This is a genomic window from Pseudomonas sp. FP2309 (genome assembly GCF_030687575.1).
Classification (GTDB): domain Bacteria; phylum Pseudomonadota; class Gammaproteobacteria; order Pseudomonadales; family Pseudomonadaceae; genus Aquipseudomonas.
In genome coordinates this window covers 142,075-165,618 of sequence record NZ_CP117439.1, presented here as the reverse complement: position 1 = coordinate 165,618, position 23,544 = coordinate 142,075, and the positions used below count along the sequence as shown (strand labels likewise).

Here is a 23,544-nt window from a genome sequence, read left to right as displayed (position 1 = left end):
TTTTAGAAACGGTAAGTGAGGTCGACGAGCAGGCGCAGATCGCGTTCGCGATCACCGTCATAAGGTCGGCTGATCAGGCTCAGGTTGGCGCCGGCGTCCAGTACATCGTTCCAGCGAAAGCGCTGGCCGTAGCCGACCAACGCCATGCCGCCGGTGGAGTAATCGCGCTGGCTGTAGGTACCGGCACCGACCTGGAACTGCTGACTCCACTGGGTCTCGTAGCGGTGATAGAGCACGTGGTTGATGTTGAGCACCGGCAACACGGTGAAATCCGACTTCGGATTGAAGTACACCGCGTCTTCCTTGCTGTTGCGGCTGGCGCCGACTTCCAGGCCCAGGTCCACTTGCACTTTCGGCGAGCTGTAGAGGCCTTCGCGGCCGCTGAGCAAGGCTTCGAGGCGGTCGTTGCCGTCGCTGAAGTGGGAGGGGCTGAGGGTCAGTTTCCATTCGCGGCTTTCGTTGGCGCGCCAGCGGATAAAACCGCTGCCGCCGTTGGCCGTGATGTCGGCATTCAGCGCGCGCAACGGCGTGGTGCTCAGCAGGTAGCCGAGGCTGCCGCCGTATTGCCAGTTGTCGTTGATGTCGCGGGCGATCGATACGGCGGCGCCTTGCTTGGTGCCATTGCCGTAGGCATGGTTGGACACCTCGGCTTCGAGGGTCATGTCACGGGTGCGCCGCTCCACGCCGACAACCTGCCAACGATGGTGGCCGGTACCTTCCTCGAAGTCGGCGGTGGCATAGCCAGCACCGGCGAACAGGCGCCAGTCTTCGTCGATGGGCGGCGTGTAGAGACGGCTTTCGATGCCCCAGTCGCGGCTGCCGGAAACGGCGCCGGCCTCGTTGTCACTGCCGCCACCGAAGCTTTTACCGGTGTAGGCTTCGACGCGCAGCTCGGCCATGTCATGCACATCGCGCAGGCGGTTCAGGCGCTGCACCTGGCGGCTGTCGGGGTTGCGGGCGACCACGTCATCGGTGAGCACGTCGAGCTGGCGCCACTCCTGCAGGTCCATGGCGGTGTAGGCCTGGCTGACTTCCAGGCCGATGTCACGCGGGGCCTGGGCTTCGGTTTCCTTGAGAATGCCTTCGGCGCGCCGTGGCAGGTCGCGGGCGCGGTACATATCGGCCTGGGCCAGGCGCAGGCCGACGTTGCCTGGGGCTTTTGCTACCAAGGCTTCCAGGCCCGCTTCGCTGCCCGGCAGGTCGCCGCCGTATACGCCGGCCTGGGCCGACAGTTGTTGCGCGTCCATCCAGGCATCGTTGGGGTTGCCGACGGGCAAACCCTTGAGCTCGACCCGAGGTTTCTGACTGTTGGCCAGGCCCTTGGCAACGTCGTTGGCGTCCTCGCCTTTGTCGCTTTCCTGCAAGGTGTAGAACAAGGCGGTGGTGTCTTCGACCCGATCATCCGGCTCGGCGTCGGTGGCGCTCAGGGCCTGGCGATACAGCGGCTCGGCTTTTTCCGGCTGACGCTGGTCGAGGTAAGACGCAGCCACCCAACGCACGGCGTAGGTCGGCAACTGCACGCCTTCGCCTTTGAGGGTTTCGTATTCGCGGATCACCTCGGCGGTACGCGCCCGTGCCTTGAGCGCGCCGAGGCGGTCGATGCGCCAGCGCACCACGTCATCATGGGCGGTGGCGTCTGGGGTCCAGCGGGCGATCAGCTTGTCGTAGTCGCCCAAGGCCCGGTCGGCAATCACATAGCGGTCTTTCTCGCTGCGCGTGGCGAACTCGGCCATGCGCACGCGCTCGGCGGCGAGGTCGCCTTCCAGGCGGCGCTGGGTCACCGGGTCGAGCAGGCCGGGACGCTGGGCCGACAGGCGCAAGGCGGGTTCCGGCATCCGCGCCTTTTGCAGGGCGATGATGTATTCGCGGGCGACCTCCGGTTTGTCGCCGGCGCGGATAAACGCCTGGTCGAACTCAAACAGCGCGTCGTAGTTCAAGCCGGCACGGGTCAGGGCGTAGCCCAGGGCCATGCGTCGGTTGGGGTCATCAGGCTTGGCGGCGACCAGCGCGCGGGTGCGTTGCACGGCTTCGCTGGCCTTGCCGCCGTCGGCCTGGGTCAGGGCCAGGCCCAGTTGCAGGTCGATGTTGTTGGGCTCACGCAGCAGTGCCTGGCGATAGACCGCCTCGGCCTGGGCCCACTGCTTGCCGTTGCGATAGGTACGCGCCACCGTGGCGAGCGCCTGGGTACTGAGGTTGCGATGTTTACCCTGGGCCTCGTACACCTTCAGCACTTCGGCGTCCTGGCCGGCCCAACCGGCAATCACCAGGTGATCGCTGACCTGGCCTGGCGTCTGTCGTTCGTCGGACAGCTGACGCAATTGGGTCAGTGCAGGGGTGAAGTTGCCGTTACGCGCCTGAATAATCAGCGCGTCATAGGCCGGATCGGCCATGGCGAAAGTGGGCATCAGCAATTGGCCGCATAAGGCTGCGCCGATAAGCAGTCGCAACCGGCCTGATGCACTGAGTGGTAGGTTTCGCAACATATCGTGAGCTTCCTTACACAAGGAAAGCTGTAACGATAGGTGGTCCTGAGCGAATGGCTGCAGGGTGCCGGCGTCTAATGACCCGACCTAGCTTTCCTGTAGGAACTATCCCTTAGGAGAGTAGGAAGAAGTCCGATTCAGAACAATTGTTCAGAATTGCGGCAGATTCTGGAAAGGTGAATGTGGGAGCGGACTTGCCTGCGACAGCGCGGTATCCGGCGGCTTCAACGCCAGCCGTTTGACCTCTGTCGCGGGCCCCGCCCGCTCCCACACTATTTATTTTTGCTTGATGGCAAAATAGTTACTGCGCGCCGCTCACTGCTCCCACTTTGGCCATGACAAATCCAATGAACTGCTCAACCGTCATCTTCTGGCCGTTGAACGTCACTTCATTGTTGGCGTAGTGCAGTTTGGACACCACGTCGCTGCCGACCAAGGTCGCCAACTGAGTACCCACCGCCATGCCGCTGACCATCTCGGCGGCCATCTGCGACTGCTGCTCGATCGCTTTAGGGTCGGTCACACCACCCAGTTGCGCTTGCAGCGCGGACACATCGGCAATCATCGGTTTGGACAGCGTCAGGTTGGCATCCAGCAGCGCGATCATCTGCTTGCCCAGTTCAACCGGGGGCAGTTCCATGGACGCCGGCTTGGCCAGGTCCACCAGCAGGTTGAATTTGCTTTCGCCGTGGGTGGTTTTCAGCGAGAGGTTTTCCAATGCCACTTGCGGCTTGGCCGCCAGTACCTGGTTGACGTTGGCTTCGGCCAGGGCTTGCTCGGCTTCGGTCAACTGCAGTTCAGGAACCGGTTCGCCTGCCGCAGCGGCGGCTTGCACCGGCTGCATCTTGTCCTGGTAGAGCTTGGTCAGCACCAGCATGGCCGGGATGTCGACGTTCTTCATGCTCAGGGCCATGGCGGCCGACCCAACGGGTTTGCCCTGGTAACCGATCTCGTCGATTTTGTAGTCGACACGGCCGGCCAGGTTGTTGTCCTTGGTTTCGCTGGTGTCTTTTTGCTCGAAGCCTTTGACGGTCAGCACGGCTTTCTGCGGGCCGAAAGTGAACTTGCTGTTGGTCAGCTCAATGGTGTTTTGCCCGGTGTAAAACCCGAAGGTGGATTTTTCCAGGTTGCTGGCGATGGTCAGGCCAGCCAGTTCGGCTTCGAAGTGTTCACCCTTTGCATCCACTGCCGCGACCTTGAGGCTGTTCATAAAGCCATCGGCCTTGACCTTCTGGCCTTCGGCGGTGCCGTCGAAATTCATGTTGGCGCCGGAGAAGCTCACCGACGAGGTGTCGTCCTTGAACTCCAGCGGCAACAGCTCGACGTTGCCGCTGACCGAACGGGTGTAACCGATATTGGCCACGCCTTTGAGCGGCGACACGTCTTTGGCGGCGGCGAACCACTTCTCGGTGGTGGGGTTCTTTTCCAGTTCGTAGTGACTGGTGGCCATGACCGGCAGCCATTTGAGCGTCACCAGACGCGAGAACGGCAGCGGGCCGTGCTCGATATGGTCGACGAACAGCAGTTCGGGATTAGGGTTTTCTGCGCCGAACACCGAGCCTTGGCCCTTCAGGCGATAGTGCGCGGTGCTGCTGAACACGCCACGGTCCAGGGAGACCAGCTCCAGGGCCACGGTGCCATCGACGCCGGCCATGGAGGTCTGCAGTTCCTTGTTGGCGTTCTGGATCGCGGTTTGCAGCACCGGTTCCAGTTGTTTACCGGTGTACCAGGCGCCGCCTGCACTGACGACGCCAACGGCGACAACAAAACCCAAAAGAACGACTGCTGGCTTATTCATGAAGTGACCTGATCAAATCCTGTGAGAAGTGGGCTTTCTTCCTTGAACCCTGTAGGGGTTGGCTCAAGCCCGCCGAAAGCGGGGGGAAGATTAGCACTGGCGGCCACAAACGGCCCAGCCTTTCAGAGGGATCCGTTCAGGAGTAGTTCACGAATACTCCAACTCGATTTCATCGAGCTGGTGATCAAAGCTCTTCAAGCGCGCCGTCCAGGTGTACACCAGCACCTCAAACTCGCGGTGGATCACCGCGTTGCCGGGGGTGTCCGTCTTGGGATCGCAAAAATCCAGCTGGTAGCGTTCGCGGGCCATTTGGGTGGCGACGTCGGACAATTCCCGCGCGTTATTCAGCCAATGCCTACCATCGGCGACCTGCTTATCGAGCACGACACACTGTTTTTTCAGGACTTCGAGGCTTTTTTCCAGGGGGGTGCCGGTCAGGTCGCCCATCACTTCCTGGAATGTGCGCCCCGGCTGCCAGTAGCTGCCCCAGAAATACCGGTCGAACACGGTTTCGACGCGGCGTAGCGCGACCTTGGTGTCCCAGATCGCCACACGGGTCTTGCCTTGCTCGAGGAGCTTTTTCTTGACCCGTTGATTTTGGTAAGAGGCCCACGCCACGACGCCGATGGACAAGGTGCCGATCACCAGGCAGGCGCTGTCGAGAAACACCATGGCCTTGTCGAGCTGGTGGGCGAGCATGACGCCATAGAAATACGCGGCCGATAACAACACCAGTGCGAAGAGCACGCACCAGAAAGCGGGAGCATAAGGGTTTTTCATTATTGGAATCCCCATGAGCAAACGCGAGCAGTGTCAGGCGGGCCACCACGGGTCCGCCTGTCAAAGCATAGCTATTCGCTCAGGGTTTGCTGGCTGGCGCAGCGTGCGTTCGTCCGCTTTCCCAACCGCCGCCAAGGGCCAGGAACAGGTCGATCTGGCTCATGGCGACCTGGGTGTTGGCCGCCGCCAATTGCGCCCGCATCGCGGTGTAGGTGCGCGTGGCTTGCAGGTCGGCCAGGAACGATTCGCGCCCGGCCTGGAAGAACCGGTGGGTCTGGTCCGCCGCTTGTTGGGCCGATTGCTCGGCGTCGGCCAGTGCGTCACGGCGCTGCAACATGGCGGTGTACTGGGCAAGGCCGGTCTGGGTTTCGCGGATGGCGTTGAGCACCACCCCGTCAAAATGCGCCAGGGCGCCCTGGGTCGCGGCCTCGGCTTCGTGGATGCGCGCACGGGCGCCGTTGGTCGGCACGGTCCAGCTGATCATCGGGCCAAAGCCCCAGCGGTTGGTGGCCGGCTGGCCGAGGTTGTCGAGCAGGCCGACGGTGCCCACCGTGGCGCCGATGGCGATGTCCGGGTACAAGGCGCCGGTGGCGACGCCGATCCGTGCGGTGGCCGCCGCCAATTGGCGTTCGGCCTGGCGCACGTCGGGGCGGCGCTTGAGCAGCGCCGCGCCATCGCCCACCGGCAACAGTTGGGCGATGTGCGGCAGCTCGGCGCAGTTGCCGGTGCCCGCCGGCAGTTGGTCCACCGGCTTGGCCAGCAGCATCGACAGGCGGAACAGTCCCGCCTGGCGCGCCGCCTGGTAGCGCGGCATGTCGGCGCGCAAGGATTTGTATTGGGTCTGCGAGCGGGTGACCTGGGTTTCATCACCCCGCCCGGCGTCGCGCAGGCGCTGGGTCAGCCGGGTGCTTTGGGCTTGCAGTTCCAGAGACTCATTGGCAATCGCCAGCTCTTCATTGGCTGCGCAGACCTGGGTGTAGGAACGCACCACATCCGCCACCAGGGTGATGCGCGCGATATCGGCCGCAGCCTGGGCCGCATCGGCGCTGGCCTGGGCGCTTTCGATGCCGCGTTGCAGGGTGCCGAACAGGTCAAATTGATACGAGGTGGTGATGCCCACACTGCCGATGTTGTCGACCGGGACTTTGTCCGCCAGCAGGAACGCTTCGCCGGACTCCTGCAGGCGCTGCGCCTCGGCCTTGACGCCCGCACTCCAGCCACCGGCGGATTGCGCCTGTTGGGTCTGGTAACGCGCGCGCTGCAGGTTGGCGGCGGCCACGCGCAGGTCGGTGTTGGAGGCCATGGCCTGGCGCACCAGCTCATCCAGGCGCGGGTCTTGGTACAACTTCCACCAGTCGCCAGGCACGGGCGCGGACACCACGTTTTTGCCGTCCACGGGCAGTTGGCCTTGCAGGTCGCTACGGTTGACGGCGGCCTTGTCCGGCACCTGGTAATCCGGGCCGACCACTTGGCACGCCGACAGCAGCAACCCCAGTGCGACCGTGGTCAACAGCTGCTTCATGGCCGGGCTCCGTCATCGGGTTTATCGCCAATGATCGACACCGTGGCCGTGCGCCCGGCGATCATGCGGAAATCCGCCGGCACGTCGTCAAAGGCAATGCGCACCGGAATTCGCTGGGCCAGACGCACCCAGCTGAACGCCGGGTTGACGTTGGGCAGCAGGTTGGAGCCGCTGCTGCGGTCGCGGTCTTCGATGCCGGCGACGATGCTCTGCACATGGCCGCGCAGGCGGGCGTTGTCGCCGATCACGCGGATGTCCACCGCCATGCCGACGTGGATACCGTCGAGCTTGGTCTCCTCGAAGTAACCGTCAATGTGGAAGGAGTTGCTGTCCACTACCGACAGCACCGGGCGACCTGCGGTGACGAACTCCTGGGTGCGCGGCGCACGGTCGTTGACGTAGCCGTCCACCGGGCTGCGGATCACCGAGCGGTCCAGGTTCAATTGCGCCGCATCCACCGTCACTTGGGCCTCGGCCAGCGCGGACTGGGCGCGGGCCACGCGGGACTGGCTTTCTTCCAGTTGCTCGCTGGGCACCAGGTTACCCAGGCCACGGTTGCGCTTGTACTCGCGCTGGGCCTGGGCCAGGGTTTCCTGGCGGTCGGCCACGGCGGCCTGGGCTTGGCGCAGGGCCAGCTTGAAGCGGTCCTGGTCGACGGCAAACAGCACCTGACCCTTGCTCACCAACTGGTTGTCGCGCACGTCCACTCGCTGGATCAGCCCGGACACGTCCGGGGCGATCTGCACGATATCGGCACGGATGTGCCCGTCGCGGGTCCAGGGCGCAAACATGTAGTACATGACCATGCGCCACACAACGACGACCGCGAAGCTCACGATCAACAACGTCAGGACTACACGGCCGATGGTCAAAAAAGGTTTTTTCATGTCATCAGGTATCGACTGAGTGAGTCCACCGCACCCAGCAACAGCGCGTAGAGCCCCACATTGAACAATGCCCGGTGCCAGACCAGGCGATAGAAGTGCATGCGCGTCAACAACCCGTGCACCACCAGAAACAACACATACGTAATGCCCATCAGCACCAGCAGCGTGGGCAGGAACACCCCGCTGATATCCAGATCACCGATCATAAAGGCGCTCCATCAGGCAGCGGCGCCTGCAGTTCGCTGCCGCCAATAAATTCGACGCCAGGCAACAGCGCCAGGCGCAGGCCGGCCAGGGCGTGCAACAGGTGCAGGCGGGTATCGTCTTCGTCCTGCAAGCCCTGGCCGTTGAGGGCGCGGCGCGTGCGGTCGAGGGTCATCAGCAGACCGCTGGGCGCGGGCAGGCGTTCACCGGCCTTAAGGCAGGCCTTGTAGTAAGCGCCGACGCCTTCGACCACTTGGTTGAGCAACACCCGAGGCACGCCGAGGATGCGCGGCGAGTAGGCCAACAGGTCGAGCAGGTTCAGCGCCACGCGCAAGTCGCGCAGTGCGCTGCCGGTGTCCTGGCCGGTGAGGGCCAGGCGCGGCAGGTGCTGCATCAGACGGTCGAGCATTTGCACAGCCAGGTGCCGGTGCTCGGCCAGGGTGGCGGGCTCGCTGAGCCCGACGATGTCGCGCCAACTGAAGCGGGTCAGGCGCCTGGCGGCGAATTCGGCGCCGAAAGGCCGCGCGACCAGCGTCCACACAAACGCAAACAGCAGACCCACCGGGCCGGCCAGGTTGACGTTGGCGAAGTTGAGGAAGTCCGCGTCGTAGGCACCCTGGATGCTGATGAATGACGAGGTGTTCACCAGCGTCAGCAACATGCCCAGGTAGAACCGCGGCTGCACGGTGAGGGTGCCGATGCAGATGAACGGCACGGCGAACGCCAGCACCAGCATCGGGAAATCGTGCAGGTTGGGCAGGACCAGAAACAGGTACAGGCTGGCGAACAGCACCGACATCGCGGTCCAGAAAAAGAACCGGTAGATCTGCGGCGCCGGGTCGTCCATCGATGCGAAAAAGCTGCACGCCACCGCCGCCAGAATCACCGCGCTGCCGCCGTCGGTCCAGCCCAGCAGAATCCACAGCACGGAGGCGACGATGATCGCCGTGACGGTGGAGAACGCCGAGTAGAACATCAGGCCACGGTCAAGGAACGGCGTAAGCCGGCCCAGGCGCCAGTGACGGTAGACCGCGCGCCAGGTGTCCTGGCTCTCGCACTGAATGGCCGCTTGCAGGCTGCGGCAGTCTTGCCACAAATCGATCCACTCGCCCAGGCGGTACAGCGCGTTGGAAAACAGCAAAGTGTGGCGGTCGTCCAGCGCGTCGCCGTGGGGCTGGAGCGCGTCGACCTGGTCACGCAGGGCACGCCAACGTTCCAGCGGCGCGCTTTCGGTCGTGCTTTCCAGCCACTGCCGGGTGGCGTCCAGCAGCGGCGTGAGCTGCTCGAGAAACTGCGGCGCCCGGTGCTCAATGGCGTACAGCGCATCGTCGAGGGCATCCACCACTGGCAGCAGGTGAATCATCCGTCCGCGCAGTTCCTTGGTGTTGCGCACTGTCTGCGGCCGCGCGCCTTCGTGGGGCAACTGGCCGATCATCAATTCGAGGGTGTTGAAGGTCGCAACCATACCGCTGCGCAGGGTGCTGACTTCTTCGGGCTGCACGTTGCGGGTCAAAAAGCGCTGGCTGTAGACCTGGGCATCGGCAAACCACTTGGCCACCGAGCCGTCGAACACCGGCATCAGGCGGCGCGGCCAGAACATCGCGCCCACCACGGCGGCCACCGCGATGCCGAGGAAGATCTCTTCGGTGCGTGCTTCGGCCACGTCCCACACCGCCAGGGGGTTATCCACCACCGGCAGGGCGATCAGCGGCAAGGTATACCCGGCCAGCATCAGCGCGTAGTTGTTGGCGGTGCGCAGGTGCATGGAAAGGAACAGCAACGTGCCGGTCCACAACGCAATTACCACCACCAAAATGTAGGGTGACTGCACGAACATCGGCACAAACAATACCGCCGCCGCCGCGCCCATCAGGGTACCGATGGCGCGGTACAGCGCTTTGGAACTGGTGGGACCGACAAACGGGCTGGAAACGATATACACCGTGGCCATCGCCCAGTACGGACGCGGCATTTGCATGAGCATGGCGATGTACAACGCGATCATCGACGCGGCGAAGGTGCGCACACCGTAGAACCAGTCACGGGCGGGTGGGAAGCCGGTAAAAAATCCGCTCACAGCGTTGCCGCCTCGAAAGCGCGCAGCACACGCAGCGCGGCTTCCATATCGGCGTACGCCACATCGGCCAGCACTTCACGACGCAGGCGCACCAGTTGCGCTTCCACCGCCTGCACCAGCTCACGGCCACGCTCGGTGAGGCTCAAGGCCTTGGCGCGGCGGTCGTGGGCGTCTTCGGTGCGGCACACATAGCCGCCGCTGCACAGTTGATCCAACAGGCGCACCAGTGACGGGCTTTCCATGCCGGAGGCCTGGGCCACTTTGACTTGGTGCACCCCGTCGCCCAGGCGGCCGATCATCAACAGCGGCACGGCGCAGGCTTCAGAGATGCCATAGCTCACCAGCGTGTTCTGGCAGATTTTGCGCCAATGACGGGCGCCCACCACCATGCTGCTGCTGAGGTTCATCTGAAGTTGTTCGAGGGATTGGGGCATTGGATAGCTTGCATACAGTTAGTTTGCTAACTATCAATATGGTGGAGAGATCGAATTGCGTCAAGTTTTGAAACAATTTAGCGATGGGTGGGACGGTTCAATGGTGACGGCGCAGGGCCAATGTGGGAGGGGCTTGCTCCCGGTAGCGCCGGGCTGCGCGGCAGCCCTAAAAGCTGCGCCCCGGTTAATCCTGACACACGGCGGAGGTCTTATTGAGGCGGCTGCGCCGCCCGGCACTACCAGCACATTTAGCGCCAACAACGCCTCCAACTCAGGCGTTCGCTCCACGGTGGCGCAGTACCCAAGAAAAAAATCACTCAGCCGATTAGAGCCCAGATTTTTTTTACTGCTCACCATTTTTTTTTACAAAACCACAATTTCCAACAGATTTTTTTACACTCCTCGCCCACCCCGCAACATCAGATTCAACTCATCGACCACTTCGGCCCAATCCGCATCCTCCAGGACTTCCTCACGCAAAAACGCTTGCTGGCTTTTCGTCCAGAAAAACGCGTCCGCCAGGTGCAGCTCCGGCTTGAGCGGCGAATGGGCCGAGACGAACTGCTCGATGCTGACCGGGTCATCCGGCAAACCCAGCTGTTTGAACAGTGACGGCAAGCTATGCACAGGCGATTCCATGGCGGACTCCTAAGAAGACGATTCCGCGCAGTCTAGCCCAGGCGCCAGCCAGGCCAGCAAGCGCTCGACGCATTGCTGCGCCGACAGCACACCGGTGTCCAGCATCAACGCTGCATCTGCAGGCGGCTCGTAGGGTGAGCCGACGCCGGTGAATCCCGGCAAGTCGCCCCTTCGCGCACGGGCGTAGTGTCCTTTGGGGTCGCGCCCTTCGCACACCGCCAAGGAGGCGTTGCACCACACTTCGCGGTAGTCGGTGCCCAGGCGATCGGCAAACACCGCACGCAGTTCCACCAGGGGCGCAATCATCGCCAGGATCACGATTTGCCCGTTCGCCACCAGCAGCGCCGCCAGTTCGCTGGCGCGACGGATGTTTTCCTCGCGGTCGCCGTCGGCAAAGCCCAGGTCTTTATTGAGCCCGCCACGCAAGGCATCGCCGTCGAGCACGATGCTTTGCCGGCCTTGTTCGAACAGTGCGGCGTGCAGCCCTTGGGCCAGGGTCGATTTACCCGAGGCAGGCAAACCGGTAAGCAGGATCGCCATGCCGCGATGGCCATTACGCGCCTCACGCTTGAGGCGCGTGATGCTCGCCGTCGGCGCCACCAGGTTAGGGGGCAACGACACGCGGCACCGGTGCGGCGATATTGCCCGCGGCCCACGCCGATTCGCGGCTGGCCAGCGCCGTGGCGATGGTCTGCACGCGGTCAGAGTCCAATTGCTCCGGCAACGGGTCGAGCCCGGCACTGGCGAAGATCTGGCCGTAGGCATTGCGCAGGTCGGCGTAGGCCAGGTCGCGGCGCAGGTCGGCTTGCAGGGTGTTGAGTTCACCCTGGATCAGGTCCAGTTCGCCCAGGCCCGCCGCTCGGTGCCGGTTGCGCAGTTGGGTGAGGATCTGCCCATCGATGTTGGCCAGTTGTTCGTTGGTCTTGAACTGGCGCACGGCGTCCTGATAGTTGGCGTTGGCGACGTAGACTTGCGCCAGCACGGCAATCGACATGGCCTGGCGCCGCGCGGTAGCGACCTCTTCACCGGCCTTGGCCACGTCGATGGCCGCCGGAGCGGAGATCACGTTGAACAGGTTCCAGGTGATCTTGGCGCCGTAGTCAGCCCAACGGTTGTCCACCAGAAACGAGTTGCTGTCGTAGTGCCCGCCGGCGGAAAACTCCAGGCCCGGCAACAGGCGCAGCATGGCTTTGCGGGTTTCGGCAGCACTGATGCGAGTCTGGTAGTCCTGCTCACGCAGTTCCGGGCGGTTGGCCAGGGCTTCCTGTTCCAGGCTGCTCAAATTGACCTTCAGTTGCGGCACCGTGTAGTCGTCCGGGGTGGCCAGTTTCAGGTCGGTGCCCATGGGCAGGTTGATCAGGGTGGCCAGCTCGGTCTTGGCCAGGGACAGCGCACGGCGTTGCTCCTGCAATTGGCGCGTGGCTTCGATCAGCGAGCGCTGGTAACCGAGGGCCTGGACCGGGTCGCCGATACGCTGCTCACTCATGCTTTGGCTGTCGACCTGTGCCTTGTCGACCCGCGCCATCAGGCTGTCGATCTGGGTCAGCAGACGTTCGGCCGCCACGGCGCGCCAATAGGCCGAGCGCACGTCCTGGACGATGGTGTTGATCACTTTGCGTCGGCGTTCCTGAATGATCAGGCGCTGGTCGCCCTGCTGCTTGGCGCTGATGTAGCTGACGCCGAAGTCGAGCACGTTCCACACCATGGTCAGGTCCGCCACGCGGCGGTCGCGGTCCTGGGAGGTGGACGGCTCCAGGGATTGGGTGCCGGTGAGCACGCTCTGGCTGCTGGAGGCATTGGTGTTGTTACGCCCGGCATAGCCTGCCGACAGCGCCATGCGCGGCAGCATGTCGAAGCTGGAAAGGTCCGATTGGCGCTTGGCCAAGGCTTCCTCCATCAACTTCAAGCGGCCTTCGAGGTTGTATTTCACCGCTCGGGCCATGGCCTGGTGCAGGGTCAGTGGGCCGCTGAGGGGCTCTTGATCCGTGTACATGCCGTGCAGATCGCTGCGGGCTCGCTGCTCACTGACGCTGCGTTCAATCGGTTCGCTGGTGACCGCACAACCGCTGATCGCCAGCGCCAGCAGGCTGGCGCCGAACAACTTTTGACCTGTCTTCATCCCTGTACTGCCCCTGTTCCTGCGCCAAAATTAACATCCGTTCAAGCCTGCATTTCGCTGATGCCGACCTGCTTCAGTGCGATTGCCAGGTCCATGACCTGACGCTGTTCCATGTCCTTGATCTGTTGCAGTTGCTGGCCGAGGGTCGGGGCGCCAAACACGCCACGCAAGCCTTGGCTCGCATCGCCGTTGCCCTTGATCGATTTGCTGTCGAACGCCTTGAAGCCGCTGTCGCTGCCGCTGTTTTCGCGGTTGAACAACCCCGACAGGGTGCTTGAGCCAAACACCCCGCCATCCCCGCCACCAAAGCCGAGGAAGCCATTGCCACTGCCGTCCCCGCTGCCGTCGGTGCCGTCGGTGCTGAACACTTGGGCGATAAAGCTCGGAGACGACACGCCGTTGTTGATGAAGATGCTGCCGATAGGCGGCAAGCCCCCGCCCATTTCCCGCTGCTCGAACAAGGGCGGGAAACCAATGGGCGAGCCCAGGTCGCCACCCGGCGGGCCGAAGATGATCGGCTGCAACGGCTGGTTCGGCGCGTCCAGGGGCGCAGCCGGCACGGGAACGCGGAACAACGGATCGCCGGTGAGCGCGATGGTGTTGATCGCAAAATTGTTGGAGTTGGCAAAACCACTGCCGGTGTTACCCGCCAGGTCCGTGACCAGGCTGGCGTCCAGCGTGATGAAGTTGCTCGGGTCGTTGATATTCGCCGTCGGCGTGAGTGTTGCGGTCCAGGTTTTGCCGCCGTCGCTGCTGGCCAGGTTGGACAAGCTGCCATTGGCCACACTGAGGTCATCGAGCTCAAAGCCGCTGACTTTTTCGCTGAAGCTGAAGGTCACCGTGGTGGTCTGTCCAACCGTCAGGTTGGGGTTGGCCACGCTGATGGTGGCGGTCGGCTGATCACCATCAATCGCAAAGTTGTTGGAGATCACAATGCCGCCGCCGACGTTACCCGCCGCATCACTCACCAGGCTGGCGTCCAGCACGATCAGGTTGGTGGCATCGCTGATGGCCGCCGTCGGCGTCAACGTGGCCGTCCAGGTCTTCCCGCCATCGTTGCTGGCCAGGGACGACAACACGCCATTGGCCACGCTCAGGTCGGACAGATCGAAACCGCTGACCGCCTCGCTGAAGGCGATGGTCACGGTGGTGGTCTGCCCGATGCCCAAGTTGTTGTCCGCCACGGAGATCGTCGCGGTCGGACGCTGGGTATCGACCGCGTAGTTGTTCGAATCGGTGGTGCCCACGCCGCTATTTCCCGAGACATTGACGACACCGGTGTTGTCCAGGCTGATCACGTTGGTGGTGTCGGCAATGCTCGCGCTCGGCGTGAAGGTGGCCGTCCAGGTCAGGCCGCCGTCGGAGGAAGAAACATTGCTCAACGTGCCGTTGCTGACGCTCAGGTCGGCGTTGTCGAAACCGCTCACCGCCTCGTTGAAGGTGATGGTCACCAGGGACGTTTCGCCGAGGCTCAGGGACGTATCGGCCACCACGATGGTCGCCGTCGGCACCCGCGTGTCGATGGCGTAGTTGGCCGAGTTGGTGGTGCCGGCGCCAGTGTTGCCCGCCGCGTCACTCACACCGGTGTTGTCCAGGGTGATCAGGTTGGTCGCGTCGCGCACGCCAAGAGTCGGCGTGAAGGTCGCGGTCCAGGTCAGGCCGCCGTCGCTGCTGCTGACGGCGCTGAGGGTGCCGTTGGCCACGCTCAGGTCGGCGTTGGTGAAACCGGTCACCGCTTCGCTGAAGGTGATGGTCACCGACGAGGTTTCGCCGACACTGAGGCTGGAATCGGCCAGCACGATCGTTGCGGCAGGGCGTTCGGTGTCCACTGCGTAATTGTTGGAGTCGGCGCTGCCGATGTTGGCGTTGCCGCCCAGGTCAGTGATGCCGCCACTGTTGAGGGTGATGAGATTGCTGGCGTTCGTGACGCCCGTGGCCGGCGTGAACGTCGCGGTCCAGGTGATGCCGCCATCGCTGCTGCTCAGCGCCGAGATCACGCCGTTGGCCACCGTCAGGTCGGCACTGGTGAACGCCGTCACGGCCTCGCTGAAGGTGATGGTGACCAGCGAGGTCTCACCGGCGGCAATGGCCGTGTCGGCCACGACGATGGTCGCGGTCGGGCGTACGGTGTCGACGGTGTAGTTGTTCGAATCGGTGGTGCCCACGCCGACGTTGCCCGCACCGTTGACGACGCCAGTGTTGTCCAGGGTGATCACATTGGTGGTGTCGCTGATGCTCACGCTCGGGGTGAACGTGGCTGTCCAAGTGACGCCGCCGTCGGTGCTGCTCAGGGTGCTGAGTGTGCCGTTGACGACGGTCAGATCCGAATTGTCGAACCCGCTGACCGCCGAGTTGAAGGTCACGGTGACCAACGACGTCTCGCCGATGCTCAACGTGGTGTCGGCAATCACAATGGTCGCCGTCGGCACGTTGGTGTCGACCTGGTAGTTGTTGGAGGCTGTGGTGCCGGTCCCGGTGTTGCCCGCCGCATCGCTGACGCCGGTGTTGTTCAGGGTGATGACGTTGGACGTGTCGCTGACCCCGAGGGCTGGCGTGAAGGTGGCCGTCCAGGTGAGGCCGCCGTCGCTGCTGCTGACCGCGCTCAAGGTGCCGTTGGCGATGCTCAGGTCGGCGTTGGTGAAACCGGTCACGGCTTCGCTGAAGGTAATGGTGACCAGTGAGGTTTCACCGACGCTCAACGCCGTATCGGCGACCACGATGGTGGCGGTCGGGCGCTGCGTGTCGATGGCATAGTTGTTGGAGTCGGTGGTGCCGCTGCCGACGTTGCCTGCACCATCCATCACGCCGGTGTTATTGAGGGTGATCAGGTTGGTGGCAGCGTTGACGCCCGCCGATGGCGTGAAGGTCGCGGTGTACGTGATGTTGTCGCTGGTGCTCAGGCCGCTCAGGCTGCCGTTGGTGACGCTCAGGTCGGCCAGGCTGAAACCGGTCACGGGCTCGCTGAAGGTGATGGTCACCACCGATGTTTCGCCAACAGCAATGGCGGTATCGGCAACCACGATGGTAGCGGTGGGGCGGCCGGTGTCGATGGCGTAGTTATTGGAGTCGGTGGTGCCGCTGCCGGCGTTGCCCGCCGCGTCAGTCAAGCCGGTGTTGTCCAGGGTGATCAGGTTGCTGGTGTCGCTGATGCTGGCGCTTGGCGTGAGCGTTCCGGTCCAGGTAATGCCGCCGTCGCCGCTGCTCAGACCGGTGACCGTGCCGTTGGCGACCGTCAGGTCGGCGATGGTAAAGCCTGTCACCGCTTCGTTGAAGGTGATGGTCACCAGCGAGGTTTCGCCGATGCTCAGCGCGTTATCGGCCACCACGATGCTCGCGGTCGGCCGCTGCGTGTCGACCGCATAGTTGTTGGAGCTGGTGGTGCCGCTGCCGCTGTTACCCGCCGCGTCAGCCACGCCGGTATTGGCCAGGATGATCAGGTTGGTGGCATCGCTGACGCTGGCGCTCGGGGTGAGCGTCGCGGTCCAGGTGATACCGCCGTCGCTGCTGCTCAGCCCGCTCAGGATCCCATTGGCTACCGTCAGGTCGGCCAGGGTGAAACCGGTGACGGCCTCGCTGAAGGTGATGGTCACCTGCGATGTTTCGCCGATGCGCAGCGCGGTATCGGCCACCACGATGGAGGCGGTCGGGCGCTGGGTGTCGACGGCATAGTTGTTGGAGTCGGTGGTGCCGCTGCCGGCATTGCCCGCCAAGTCCGCAATGCCGGTGTTATCCAGGGTGATCAGGTTGCTGGTGTCGCTGACGCTGGCACTTGGTGTGAGCGTCCCGGTCCAGGTGATACCTCCGTCGCTGCTGCTCAGGCCGGTGACCGTGCCATTGGCGACCGTCAGGTCGGCGGTGGTGAAACCACTCACAGCCTCGGTGAAGGTGATGGTCACCCCAGAGGTTTCACCCACGCGCAGCGCGGTGTCGGACACCACGATGGTGGCGGTCGGGCGCTGCGTGTCAACGGCGTAGTTGTTGGAACTGGTCGTCCCCACGCCAGCATTGCCATTAAGGTCCGCCACGCCCGTGTTATTCAGGACAATCAGATTGGTGGCGTCGGTGATCGCCGCATCCGGTGTCAACGTGGCCGTCCAGGTGATGCCGCCGTCGCTGCTGCTCAGACCGCTGATCGAGCCGTTGGCGACGTTCAGGTCTGCTGCGGTAAAGCCGGAAACGGCCTCGGAGAAGGTGATGGTCACCGTCGAAGTTTCGCCGATCCTGAGGGCAGTGTCGCTGACCACGATGGACGCCGTGGGCGCCACGGTATCGTTGACGATGTAGTTGTTCGAGTCGGTGCTGCCCACGCCGGCATTACCGGCCAGGTCGGCAACGCCGGTGTTGTTCAGGGTGATGATGTTGGTGGTGTCGGCGATGTTGCTGGCTGCCGTCAACGTGCCGGTCCAGGTGATGCCACCGTCGCCACTGGTCAAGGTGCCGACGCTGCCGTTCTGCACGGTCAGGTCGGCCGCAGTAAGGCCGGTCACGGCTTCGGAAAAGGTGATGGTCACCGCCGAGGTGCCGCCGGAGTTGAGGTTGGTATTGGCCACTACGACGGTCGCCGTGGGCGGTGTCTCGTCCGGCACATAATTACTGTTGAGGGTGCCGCCGTTGCCGTAGATGTTGGCCACCGACGCAGGCGAAACACCCGCGGTGCCCGCACTGGTCCCCCCCACGCCACTGCCGCCAACGTTGCCGGCCAGTGCGGCGAAGTTGGCGGCGGTCATCAGGATCGAGCCTTTGTTCCAGATGGCGCCGACACCGACACCACCCGCACCGCCCGCCTGGAGATAGCTGCCGCCAGCCCCGCCGCCGCCGCCACCACCGCCGGCGCCGACGTTGTTGGAAATGGTCGAGTTGCCGATGATCCGCAGGGTCGCGCCGGTATCGTTGTAGATACCCCCCACGGCGCCGCCACCGGCACCGCCGATGTCGTCATACCCGTCACCGCCACCGCCACCGCCGATGGACAATCCGCCACTGCTGGCCGTACCCCCCGCCGAACCGGTGCTGTAGCCTGGATACGCCGCACCGCCCGCGCCACCCGTGGTGGAACCGCCACGCCCGCCAATGTTGAAGAAGCCGCCACCCGCGCCGCCCTGCCCCGCAGTACCATTGCCGCCCATGGAGTTGAGCGTATCGCCGCCCTTGCCACCGGTACCGCCTGTGATCGCGCCGCCGCCACCACCGCCGCCACCGGCGTATTGCGGCGTTACGCCGCCGCCACCACCACCGCCCGACGCGGCGTTGGCGGTCACCGTGACGTTTCTCAGGGTCAAGGTGCCCGCGTTGTAGATACCGCCGCCCTGGGACACCAGCGCATCGTCGCCGCCATTACCGCCATTGCCGGCCGCCATGCCTCGGGTAATCACCAGGCCATCGAGGGTGGCCGTGGTGCCGGATGTCACTTGCAGGATCTGGGTGCGGTACTGGCCGTCGAGCGTCACGTCGGCCACGTTGTCGTTATTGAGGTCGCCGTCGATGGTGATGTTCTTGTCGACCACCAGCACCTGGGTCAAGGCGACGGTCATGGTGCTATTGAACGTGACAATGTCGCCGTTCTGCGCGGACAACAGCGCCGCACGCAGGGAGCCCACGCCGCTGTTGAGGTTGTTGGTGGCGGTCCAGGTGGCCAGGCCCCATTGATACTCGCTCATGGCACTGGCCGACAGCACGTTGGCGCTTTCGATGTTGCCAGTGGCGATTTCCAGATCCCAGTCGCCGCCCAGGCCGGTGCGGTCGGTTGACGCTGCCACATCGCGGCCGGTCAAGTGCGCCAATGAATCCACCAGGCTCTGGCCACGCTCGCCTTCGGCGGTGTAGCAGCCATAGATCAGGATATCGCCGCCGACGTTCATGTCCTGACCGATCCGCGCCAGCACATCGCCGCGAGCCTGCACGTTATCCGCCGACAGGTAACTGTTGCCCAGCCACAGATCGCCGGCATTACCGTGGGCGATGATCTGCACCGAGCTCACGCCCTGGTGGCTGTCCAGGTAATCGGCGATCTGCTGCAAACCGTCCCTGGTCGCATCCAGTTGTACCACCTGGGTACCGGGCGCCACGCCTTCGAGCAGGCTGGCGGAATCCTTGACTCTGGAATCGATGAACAACACGCTCTTGCCCGGTACCGCCGCCTGGGTCGCATCGACCTGGCCCTGGGGCGCGTGCGTGTCTGCCGGCTGGTCGGTGGTGGCAGGCTTGGCCGCTTCGGCCGTGGGTTGGGCATCCGGCTGCGCGGCATCGGCCACCGTTGCCGCCACCGCGCCGTCGAACAGCATTCGCGGCTCCAGGAACATGATCATTGGCGATGCCAGGGCCTGTGTACCCTCGGTTACCCGCGATTTGCCTTTGCTCCACCACATGACGATCACCTGGACTCGAACGCTTTGAACACAGAAAAAGAAACGCCACCGTCAGTTGACGGCGGCGTCGGTTTTCATACGAATGACATTGGCCGCACTGGCAGCCCCATCGCGCCAAAACGACAGCGCGGCGTACTTTTCAAACAGGTCCGGCGGTAACAGGGTGCGCCGGGCCTGTGGCGCAACCTTGGGTTTGACCTTGTGCAGGCCGGCAAGCCCCAACGCCTGGTCGAAGGCCGGCGCGTCGTAGGTCAGGTGGTTGAAGTCATGTTCGAACCACGGCTCGCCGATGAACTCGTACACCAGCCGCATCACCCGCTCCGGCGCCTGGCTCAACAAGTCGTAATCGACCACCAGCAACGACTCGGCGTTCTCGCCGTAATACGCCTCTTTGAGCGCGGTCCAGGCAAACCCCACCAGGCGATTGCGCTGGGCCAGGGTTTCGCAGCGGCTGTAGACGGTGTTGCGCTCGTCATCGTCGTTGAACAGCTTGGTGTTCTCGAACGGATTGGCGCGGTACAGGCGCTCAAGACTGTCCAGGACCCACGCGACGTTGCGCACGCAGGCGATCACTTTGGCCTGGGGAAACAGGTCACGCAGCGCGGGCATGCGCGCGCACCACTGGCGGTTAGTGTCGAACACCACCGGGGTGGAAGCCTTATCGGCGTAATAGGCGTCGAATAACCCGCGCAGCAGACGGCGGCGGGTGTCGGCGTCGATCACCGAGCCGAACTCACTGCCGGCGCTGCACTGCGCCAGCACCCCATTGAACAAGGGGCTGACCGGGCTGCTCATGCCAGCGTGAAAACGCGGGTTCTGCAGCAGAATCGCGGAGAGCAGCGTTGAACCCGAACGCGGCAGTCCGGAGATAAAGTGATACTGCATCCTTTCACCACTTTCGTAGGACAAAATTCCATTTGTGGTGAGAGCGTAGCCGAGGATTACCGTATCAACTAGTGGTCATTTGCCACTATTTTGGTATGCCGTTAATGCCAAACGGATATTAGTCGCAGCCTGTAGGTTGCGATGCACCTGGCCCGCGGCACAGCACATAGAGCCGCGCCCTCGCCCCGCCGCCGTCCTGTTGGCTGATCAAGCGCCAGCCCTCGGGCAAGGGCGCAAAATCGTCGGGTGCTTCGTTGCCGCTGATCAGCCAGACGCGACGCGTATTGGCCGGCAATTCCGATAAGCGGTCGAGGTAGATGCGTCCGCCATCCTGGTCCACCAGGGTGCCGAAGCCATAGGCATTCGGCCGGGTCGGCGTGCCATCGGTTTTGGGCGGGGTGTAGAGCTGCAGTTGGGCGTCGGTCTGGTCGTAATAGACGTAGCTCAGGTACCACATCATGTCGCTGAGGACGATGCGGTCGCCTTCCTGGTAATTGCGATTGACGAACTCCACAGGCACGTTGAACTGGTCGTGCTCATCCACGGTGAAGTTGTTCTTCAACCCCAACACCTCAACGCCGACGAACAGCACGAACAGCGCAGCCCCCAGCAATGACAGGCGCGACGGTAAGCGGTCGATGAGCACCGCCACCAGCATTGGCAAAGCCAGGGCATACACGGTGAGGTAACGCTCGATAAACACCGGCGAGATAAACGACACCCCGTACACCAGCAGTAGCGGCAGGAGGAAAAACAGCGCCAATAGCACGGCCGGACGGTCCGGCTCGCGGTCCCGCCAGGCGGTCATGCCCACTGCCGCGATCAACAGCAATGGGAACAGCCAGAACAGCGGCCTCCAGAAGTCCAGGCCTTCGTCCTGAAGCACGAATTGCCAGATCATCGACGGCACGGAGAGCAGGCCAACCGGTTCTTCCCAGCCGATATCGCCACCGACCTTGAGTTGGTCGACGTGCTGCACCAGATCCAACAGGTTCGGCAGCCAGGGCAGGTAAAGCAGCACGATGGCGACGTTGGCCAGCCACCACTGTCGACGCGCAATCAAGCGTTCGCCGGGCTGCTGGGCGTTACACAGCACAGCCAGCCAGGCCCAGTGCACCAGCACGCACAGCGCAGTGAAATAGTGGGTGTAGAAACCCGCGCACATCAGCAGCACATAGGTGGCCAGATAGCGCATGCGAGCCGGTTGACGCACCCAGTACACCAGCGCCAGCGTGGCGCCCAGCAGCCACACCCCCAGCAGGGCATACATGCGCACTTCCTGGCTGTAGCGCACCGCTGTGGGCAGCAGCGCCAGCAACACGCCGGCCAACACCGCCGCGCGCTGGGTCGACAGCTGGCGGGTGAGCCAGATCCCCAGGCCAACGACCACCACGCCTGGGGTCGCGCTCATTCCGCGAATCGACCAGATCCCGTCGCCAAACAGCTCGATCCAGCCGCGCAGCATGAAAAAATACAGCGGCGGGTGCACATCATGGGCGGCGTGAAACCACAAGTCGTCCAAGGCGTATTCGCTGAGCAGCAGGCTGGAGCCTTCGTCGCCCCAGATCGCCGCAGCGGTCAGGCCATAGAATCGCAGGGCCATGGCCAGCCCCAGGATCGGCAGCCACCACAACCGGCTGAGCCAGCCAGCCCCCGCCCAGGCGCCGTTGAACGGGGCAACGACGTGAGCCTTTTCGTTTTGCTCTACCACAGACCGTCGCACCTCAAATTCCTCAACAACCGTACATGCGCAAACTCGCGCCACTCTAGGTTAAACGGGCCGCCTGCGCTTGCTGTTTCGCAAGGCTCGGGCAGTACGTCAATCCTGCGTCTACGCTCTGCGATGACGCCCACTCGAGTGGCGTCACACCCTATAGAGCCTCTACAAGGATGAACGATCCATGGAAGTATTCATCGGCACTATCCAGCCCTTCGCGTTTAATTTCGCCCCCCGAGACTGGGCCTTGTGCGCCGGTCAAACCCTGCCCCTCAGCCAATACCAGGCGCTGTTCGCCCTGATCGGCACCACCTACGGCGGCACCGGCACAACAAATTTCATGCTGCCCAACCTGCAAGGTCGCCTGCCGGTCGGCCAGGGTGCCGGCGCTGGCTTGACGCCGCGGGTTATTGGCCAAGTCTCCGGCACCGAAAGCGTCACTGCCACACTGGCCAACCTGCCCGCCCACACTCATGGCACCACAGCGCTCAAGGCCAGCACCTCGGTGCAACTGGCGAATGCTGCCAGCAATCCTGCCAACGCGCCAACCACCACCAACTCGTTCATTGGCGCGTCCGGCACCGGGCCAGGCAGTGCCACCATTTACTCGGACCAACAGGGCGCCAGCCCGGTGCCGCTCAACGGTGTGAGCACCACCGTGACCGGCACAATTGACCCCGCCGGCCAAGGCCAGCCCATGGGCACCATGAACCCGTTCCTGGTGATCAACTTCAGCATCGCCCTCAACGGGCTCTTCCCAACACGCGACTGATGCCATCCCTTGGCCGAGGTTTACAAGCCTCGGCCGTTCCGACACGGAGTCGCCTTATGTTGAACCTGATCACCCCTGAACACTTTCGCCCGTTGCTGGGGCATAACAGTGTGCTTTATCTGCCGGATGGCTCGGCGCTGCCGATTCAGGTCCAGAGCGTGCGCGAAGCGCCCCGGGCCACGTTGCCGGGCAGTGCGCGCGGGGCCTTCAGCGTGCTGCTCAACAGCCTTGGACCCACGGATTTCGTTGACGGTTTATGCCATCTGCCACTGCCGGAGACGAACCTGGACCCGGTGTTCGTGTCCCGCGAGCCCGCCATGGGCCGAGACGCCGAACGCGGCTATTTCTGCATCGTGTTCAACTGAGACGGGTACCACACCAGCCGCTGCGCGGCGGGTGTCGCTTCCTCCACCCGAAACCCCAGCGCCAGGTAATGCTGGCGCGCTTGGGGGTTGCTCGCCCACACCACCGTGGCCACCGGGCAACACACCTGGGCCGCGGCCTGCTGCACCCCCTGCAACACCGCGCGACCAAAACCCTGGCCACGGGCGGCGGGGATAAACGCCAGGTACAACACGCGGATTTCATTCGCCCCAAAGTCGGCACTCAGTGCGCCGATCGGCGTACCGAGCTTCTCGACCACGTAATGCAGCGCGCCGGGAAAATGCTCGTCCATGCCCTTTTCCTGGACCTGAAATTGCTGGGCAATCACCTCTTCCACCAGCGCCTGCTCGCCGTCGATCCATTGCAGATCAGCCCGCGCCGAGCGGTATAGCCCCTGTAAAAACGGCCCGTCGCGCGTGTGCGACGGGCGCACTACCAAACCCTGCGCCAACGCGCCCTCCTTGTTCAGCATCGTGTG

Annotated in this window: 17 protein-coding genes; 2 read left to right on the top strand and 15 right to left on the bottom strand. The window is 63.6% G+C overall.

All coding sequences use genetic code 11. The annotated features are described in order from the left end of the window. Window positions 1-2 precede the first annotated feature (2 nt). From pgaA to PSH59_RS00685, 14 genes are all read right to left on the bottom strand, one after another. Complete coding sequence (gene pgaA / locus PSH59_RS00750; RefSeq protein ID WP_305394054.1) at window positions 3-2,483, bottom strand: poly-beta-1,6 N-acetyl-D-glucosamine export porin PgaA; 2,481 nt, start codon at window positions 2,481-2,483, stop codon at window positions 3-5. A gap of 301 nt (window positions 2,484-2,784) precedes the next feature. Continuing rightward, a complete protein-coding gene (locus PSH59_RS00745; protein WP_248084030.1) occupies window positions 2,785-4,281 on the bottom strand; it encodes a YdgA family protein in 1,497 nt (498 codons plus the stop codon). Window positions 4,282-4,428: 147 nt separating this feature from the next. After that, the gene (locus PSH59_RS00740; protein ID WP_248084031.1) at window positions 4,429-5,061 is read right to left on the bottom strand and encodes an NADH:ubiquinone oxidoreductase subunit N; all 633 of its coding nucleotides are present in this window, start codon (window positions 5,059-5,061) and stop codon (window positions 4,429-4,431) included. A 79-nt stretch (window positions 5,062-5,140) separates the two neighbouring features. Continuing rightward, a complete protein-coding gene (locus tag PSH59_RS00735) occupies window positions 5,141-6,583 on the bottom strand; it encodes an efflux transporter outer membrane subunit (RefSeq protein ID WP_248084032.1) in 1,443 nt (480 codons plus the stop codon). Next, window positions 6,580-7,470 carry an efflux RND transporter periplasmic adaptor subunit gene (locus PSH59_RS00730; protein ID WP_305394053.1) on the bottom strand — a complete coding sequence of 297 codons (891 nt, stop codon included), beginning with the start codon at window positions 7,468-7,470 and terminating at the stop codon, window positions 6,580-6,582. Before PSH59_RS00730 ends, PSH59_RS00735 begins: the two co-directional genes overlap by 4 nt. Next, window positions 7,467-7,676, bottom strand: coding sequence for a DUF1656 domain-containing protein (locus PSH59_RS00725; RefSeq protein WP_003187469.1), 210 nt, complete (start codon window positions 7,674-7,676; stop codon window positions 7,467-7,469). The genes PSH59_RS00730 and PSH59_RS00725 overlap by 4 nt, the downstream gene beginning before the upstream one ends. After that, entirely contained in the window at window positions 7,673-9,751 is a 2,079-nt protein-coding gene (locus PSH59_RS00720) for an FUSC family protein (protein ID WP_248084034.1), read from the bottom strand. The genes PSH59_RS00725 and PSH59_RS00720 overlap by 4 nt, the downstream gene beginning before the upstream one ends. Continuing rightward, the gene (locus tag PSH59_RS00715; protein WP_248084059.1) at window positions 9,748-10,158 is read right to left on the bottom strand and encodes a MarR family winged helix-turn-helix transcriptional regulator; all 411 of its coding nucleotides are present in this window, start codon (window positions 10,156-10,158) and stop codon (window positions 9,748-9,750) included. The genes PSH59_RS00720 and PSH59_RS00715 overlap by 4 nt, the downstream gene beginning before the upstream one ends. Before the next feature lie 420 nt (window positions 10,159-10,578). Beyond that, window positions 10,579-10,824, bottom strand: a complete 246-nt coding sequence (locus PSH59_RS00710) for a DUF2789 domain-containing protein (RefSeq protein WP_248084035.1) — start codon at window positions 10,822-10,824, stop codon at window positions 10,579-10,581. A 9-nt stretch (window positions 10,825-10,833) separates the two neighbouring features. Next, complete coding sequence (cysC, locus tag PSH59_RS00705; protein WP_248084036.1) at window positions 10,834-11,445, bottom strand: adenylyl-sulfate kinase; 612 nt, start codon at window positions 11,443-11,445, stop codon at window positions 10,834-10,836. After that, the gene (locus PSH59_RS00700) at window positions 11,429-12,943 is read right to left on the bottom strand and encodes a TolC family protein (RefSeq protein ID WP_248084037.1); all 1,515 of its coding nucleotides are present in this window, start codon (window positions 12,941-12,943) and stop codon (window positions 11,429-11,431) included. Before PSH59_RS00700 ends, cysC begins: the two co-directional genes overlap by 17 nt. 41 nt (window positions 12,944-12,984) lie before the next feature. Continuing rightward, window positions 12,985-19,308 (bottom strand): Ig-like domain-containing protein, encoded by a 6,324-nt coding sequence (locus tag PSH59_RS00695; protein ID WP_305394052.1) that lies wholly within the window; start codon window positions 19,306-19,308, stop codon window positions 12,985-12,987. A 51-nt stretch (window positions 19,309-19,359) separates the two neighbouring features. Then, the gene (locus PSH59_RS00690) at window positions 19,360-20,193 is read right to left on the bottom strand and encodes a sulfotransferase (RefSeq protein ID WP_248084039.1); all 834 of its coding nucleotides are present in this window, start codon (window positions 20,191-20,193) and stop codon (window positions 19,360-19,362) included. Between the two features lie 118 nt (window positions 20,194-20,311). Continuing rightward, window positions 20,312-21,916, bottom strand: a complete 1,605-nt coding sequence (locus tag PSH59_RS00685; RefSeq protein WP_305394051.1) for a glycosyltransferase family 39 protein — start codon at window positions 21,914-21,916, stop codon at window positions 20,312-20,314. A gap of 178 nt (window positions 21,917-22,094) precedes the next feature. Here PSH59_RS00685 and PSH59_RS00680 point away from each other — a divergent pair, with 178 nt between their 5' ends. Continuing rightward, window positions 22,095-22,682 carry a phage tail protein gene (locus PSH59_RS00680; RefSeq protein ID WP_248084041.1) on the top strand — a complete coding sequence of 196 codons (588 nt, stop codon included), beginning with the start codon at window positions 22,095-22,097 and terminating at the stop codon, window positions 22,680-22,682. A gap of 56 nt (window positions 22,683-22,738) precedes the next feature. Continuing rightward, complete coding sequence (locus tag PSH59_RS00675; RefSeq protein ID WP_248084042.1) at window positions 22,739-23,047, top strand: hypothetical protein; 309 nt, start codon at window positions 22,739-22,741, stop codon at window positions 23,045-23,047. Here the strand turns inward: PSH59_RS00675 and PSH59_RS00670 are convergent. After that, a complete protein-coding gene (locus tag PSH59_RS00670; RefSeq protein WP_248084043.1) occupies window positions 23,023-23,538 on the bottom strand; it encodes a GNAT family N-acetyltransferase in 516 nt (171 codons plus the stop codon). The two genes, PSH59_RS00675 and PSH59_RS00670, sit on opposite strands and share 25 nt — an antisense overlap. Between the last annotated feature and the right edge of the window lie 6 nt (window positions 23,539-23,544).